Annotated in this window: 4 protein-coding genes; 3 read left to right on the forward strand and 1 reads right to left on the reverse strand. The window is 69.3% G+C overall.

The genetic code is table 11. The annotated features are described in order from the left end of the window. Nucleotides 1-574: DUF4282 domain-containing protein (locus tag ON19_RS01160; RefSeq protein WP_043685095.1), on the forward strand; the 574-nt coding region annotated here is incomplete at its 5' end. Between the two features lie 239 nt (nt 575-813). Then, a complete protein-coding gene (locus tag ON19_RS01165; RefSeq protein ID WP_227954550.1) occupies nt 814-1,656 on the forward strand; it encodes a helix-turn-helix domain-containing protein in 843 nt (280 codons plus the stop codon). A 22-nt stretch (nt 1,657-1,678) separates the two neighbouring features. On the opposite strand, the gene ON19_RS01170 is transcribed toward ON19_RS01165, so the two are convergent. Then, the gene (locus ON19_RS01170; protein ID WP_043685101.1) at nt 1,679-2,107 is read right to left on the reverse strand and encodes a MarR family winged helix-turn-helix transcriptional regulator; all 429 of its coding nucleotides are present in this window, start codon (nt 2,105-2,107) and stop codon (nt 1,679-1,681) included. Between the two features lie 85 nt (nt 2,108-2,192). Between ON19_RS01170 and ON19_RS01175 the strand changes: the two genes are divergently transcribed. Continuing rightward, nucleotides 2,193-3,659, forward strand: a complete 1,467-nt coding sequence (locus ON19_RS01175; RefSeq protein WP_043685104.1) for an MFS transporter — start codon at nt 2,193-2,195, stop codon at nt 3,657-3,659. Nucleotides 3,660-3,945: the final 286 nt, after the last annotated feature.

Consider the following 3,945-nt stretch of genomic DNA (forward strand, 5'->3'; position numbering starts at 1 on the left):
TGACGACGAATCCAACGGAACCGGCACGCCCGCCGGTGCGCCTGCGGACGAGGAGGAGTACGAGGCCGAATCGCGCTGGATCGAGTGGAAGGATTCGGCGGCCAAGCGGTTGTCCGGGGCCGCCGCCGACGAGGATCAGCCCGCCGAGCCGTTCCGTAGCCCGCGTGCGTTCGCGCAGTGGAGCGCCGCGGCCGCGCGTGCCCTGCTCGACGTGCAGTTCCACCGCCCGGCGACCCGCACGCTGTTGCCGCTGGCCTACATCCTGGGGCTGGTGTTCGCCTTCGCCGTGCCCATCGCGCTGACGGTGTCGGCGTGGCGGGTGTCGGCGGTGCTCGGCGTGCTCGCCGCGGTGCTGGGCGTCCCGCTCGGCCTGACCATCGCGGCCGCCGTCCGCCTGATGCTCGAGTTCCTGGTGAACGCCTCGCGCCTGGCGACCAGGGTGGAGCACATCAGCGAGCTGGCCGACGACCTGTTCCAGGCGCTGTCGGACGTGGCCGAGCCGGTCAACCAGCTGTCCGAAGACGTTCGGGCGGTGCAGTTCTGGCGCTTCCGCAAGCGAAACCCGCGCAGGTAGGGGACGAAAACATGGCGGGGGGAAGTAGTTTGACTCCCTGCGGCCATCGGCCTAGCTGAGACACGCACCGTGACCGGTGTGAGTTTCACTGTGAACAATGCTGTTCGGGTACCCCGCACATCCACCAGGGGTGTCCGGAGAGGCGGCCGCGTCGCAGACAGCACGGATCACGATGCGGCCGGTGTACGGCGAAACAGGGGGGAAGCATGGCGCTACCACAGGGGACGACCGGATCGACAATGCCGCGACGGCAGCTCGGCAGGCAGCTGCGCGATCTGCGCAACCGGGCGGGGATGACCACGCGGGTGGCCGCGCAGCAGCTGGAGTGGTCGGAGGCGAAGATCTGGCGGATCGAGACCGGGCAGACCTCGCTGCGCGGTCTCGATGTCGAGGCGATGTGCAAGGTCTACGGCGCGCCGCCCGATCTGCTCGAACCGTTGCGTGCGTTGGCCCGCGACACCAAGGCGAAGGGGTGGTGGACCGCCTACGGCGACGTGATCCCGGAGGGCTTCGACGTCTACATCGGACTGGAAGAGGCGGCCACCCGGCTGTCCACCTACGAGAACGAACTCGTCCCGGGACTGCTGCAGACCGAGGCTTACACCCGCGCGGTGTTCGCCGCGGCGGACCCGGAGTTGTCCGCCGACGAACTCGACCGCAGAGTCCGTTTACGGCAGGCCAGGCAGGGGCTGGTCTTGCGGAACGACGCACCGCTGCGGCTGGACGCGCTGATCGGCGAGGGGGTGCTGCGGCGGCGGATCGGCGACCCGGTCGTGATCGCCGAGCAACTCGATCAGCTGCTCCGCAGGGCCGAGTTGCCGAACGTCCGGATCCGGCTGGTGCCGATGGCTTCCCGCTATCACGACGGGATGACCTCAGGCCGGTTCGTGCTGCTGGATTTCCCGGAGGCGCCTTCCGGCGAGCCGTCCGAACCGCCGGTGGTCTATGTGGAGGCGTTCACCGGACCGATCTACGTGGACAAAGAGCAGGAGATCGCACGCTTCCGCGGGGCATTCGCGAACATCGAGGCGGTGGCGGTCGACGCGCGCGCAGGCATCGAGGCTGCCCGCCAGGCCCTGTGACCTGCGGGCTTTCTCGCGCTGATCAGCACTTCGGCGGGCCCGGCAACTCCCAGGTGTCGCTCAGGACGGCCCGGTGGGTGGGCAGGGCCTGTTCGTAGACCTCGCGGCCCTTCTCGGTGAGGCAGACGAACACGGCGCGGCGATCCTCCGCGCACATGGTGCGCCGGACGAGACCGTCGCGTTCCAGCCGGGCCACGGCCCGTGACAGCGCGCTCTGACTCAGGTAGATGTCGTTGGCCAGGTCGCTCATGCGGTAGTCGCCGCAGTCCGCGTCCACCAGCCGGTCCAGCGTCTCGAATTCGCTGAGCCCGATGTGATGGCCGTTCTGCAGCGCTTTCTCGAGCGCGCAACTCACCGTCGCGTGCCGGTCGAGCAGCGCGCGCCACTCTCCAACCAGCCCGGTGGGCGCGAGGGCGCGCCGGGCCGTGCTCACGGTGGTCGGCTTCGACATGGCCCCATCTTAGTGGCCCCGGGATGTCCATGCAACTGCATTAAATGTGTTGGCATTTAATGCACGCGCATGTAATGTTCCCCGCATGACTTCACCAGCCACGCTCTCGGCCGCCGCGGCGACCGATCCGACCAGATGGTCAGTCCGGCTCTGGGGCATGCTGATCACGCTGTGCATCGTGCTGTTCCTCGACGGTCTCGACGTTTCGATGATCGGTGTCGCGCTCCCGTCCATCGGCGCGGAACTCGATCTGTCCACCTCCACCCTGCAGTGGCTGGTCAGCGGATACGTGCTCGGATACGGCGGTCTCTTGCTGCTCGGCGGCCGCACCGCCGACCTGCTCGGGCGGCGCAAGGTCTTCCTGATCGCGCTCGCGGTCTTCGCGGTCGCCTCGCTCGCCGGTGGTCTGGTCAGCTCCGGTCCGCTGCTGATCCTCACCCGATTCGTCAAGGGCCTCGCCGCCGCGTTCACCGCGCCGACCGGCCTGTCCATCATCACCACGAACTTCGCCGAGGGACCGGCCAGGAACAAGGCGCTGTCCATCTACACGGTCTTCGGCGCGGGCGGCTACTCCATGGGCCTGCTGTTCGGCGGCCTGATGACCGGAGTCGGCTGGCGCTGGACGTTCCTGCTCCCGGTGCCGATCGCGCTCGCCGCGCTGGCCGCCGCCTACGTGCTGGTGCCCAAGGACAAGCCCGCCGAGGAAGGCGGACACGACCTGCTGGGTGCGCTGCTGTCCACCGTGGCCATGCTGCTGCTGGTGTACACCGTGGTCGCCGCGCCCGAAGCGGGCTGGACGTCGGCGCGCACCCTCGGCTCGTTCGTCGCGGTCGTCGCGCTGTTCGCCGGATTCGTCGCGGTGGAGAAGCGGGTGCGCTACCCGCTGGTGCGCCTCGGCATTCTGCGCAAGTCCTCGCTGGTCCGCGCCAGCCTCGCGATCGTCGCGGTGGCGGGCTCCTACTTCAGCTGGCAGTTCATCGTGACGCTGTACATGCAGGACACGCTCGGCTGGTCGCCGCTGAAGCTGTCCATGGCACTGCTGCCGGTCGGTCTGCTCGTCGTGCTGTCGGCGTTCTTCTCCGACAAGCTGGTGGATCGTTTCGGCACCGGGCCGGTGATCGCGGTCACCCTGGTCGTGATGGCCGTCGGTTACCTGCTGTTCCTGCGGCTGGACACCGCGCCCTCCTACCTGACGATGCTGCTGCCCGCGGTGCTGCTCATCGGCATCGGCTGGGTCGGTTTCCCGGCCATCAACATCCAGGCCACCAACGGCATCGAGGACGAGGAGCAGGGTCTCGCCGCCGGTGTGCTGCAAACCTCCATGCAGGTCGGCGCGGCCATCGTGCTCGCGGTGACCACGGCGATCATCTCCTCCGGCGCGCACGCCGATATCTCGGCCGCCGGGATGCTCGACACCTACCGGCCGGGCCTGGAGTTCGCCGCGGGCGTGTCCATCGTCGGTGCCCTCGTCGCCCTGCTGGCCTTCGCGCCGCGCTTCCGTGCCCAGGAGCGGACGGCGGAGGAGGCGAAGGAGCTGGAACTCGTCGCCTGACCGCGGAACCGCCGAGCGCCGCCACCGTACCGGGTGGCGGCGCTTGTTATGCGGCTGCCTCGCCTTCGCTCGGCCCGGCGCGGGCTGTGGACGGACTGCGTCCGGCAGCGCTTGTTATGCGGCTGCCTCGCCTTCGCTCGGCCCGGCGCGGGCTGTGGACGGACTGCGTCCGGCAGCGCTTGTTATGCGGCTGCCTCGCCTTCGCTCGGCCCGGCGCGGGCTGTGGACGGACTGCGTCCGGCAGCGCTTGTCATGCGGCTGCCTCGCCTTCGCTCGGCCCGGCGCG

This window comes from Nocardia abscessus NBRC 100374, assembly GCF_000308455.1.
Taxonomy (GTDB): Bacteria; Actinomycetota; Actinomycetes; order Mycobacteriales; family Mycobacteriaceae; genus Nocardia; species Nocardia abscessus.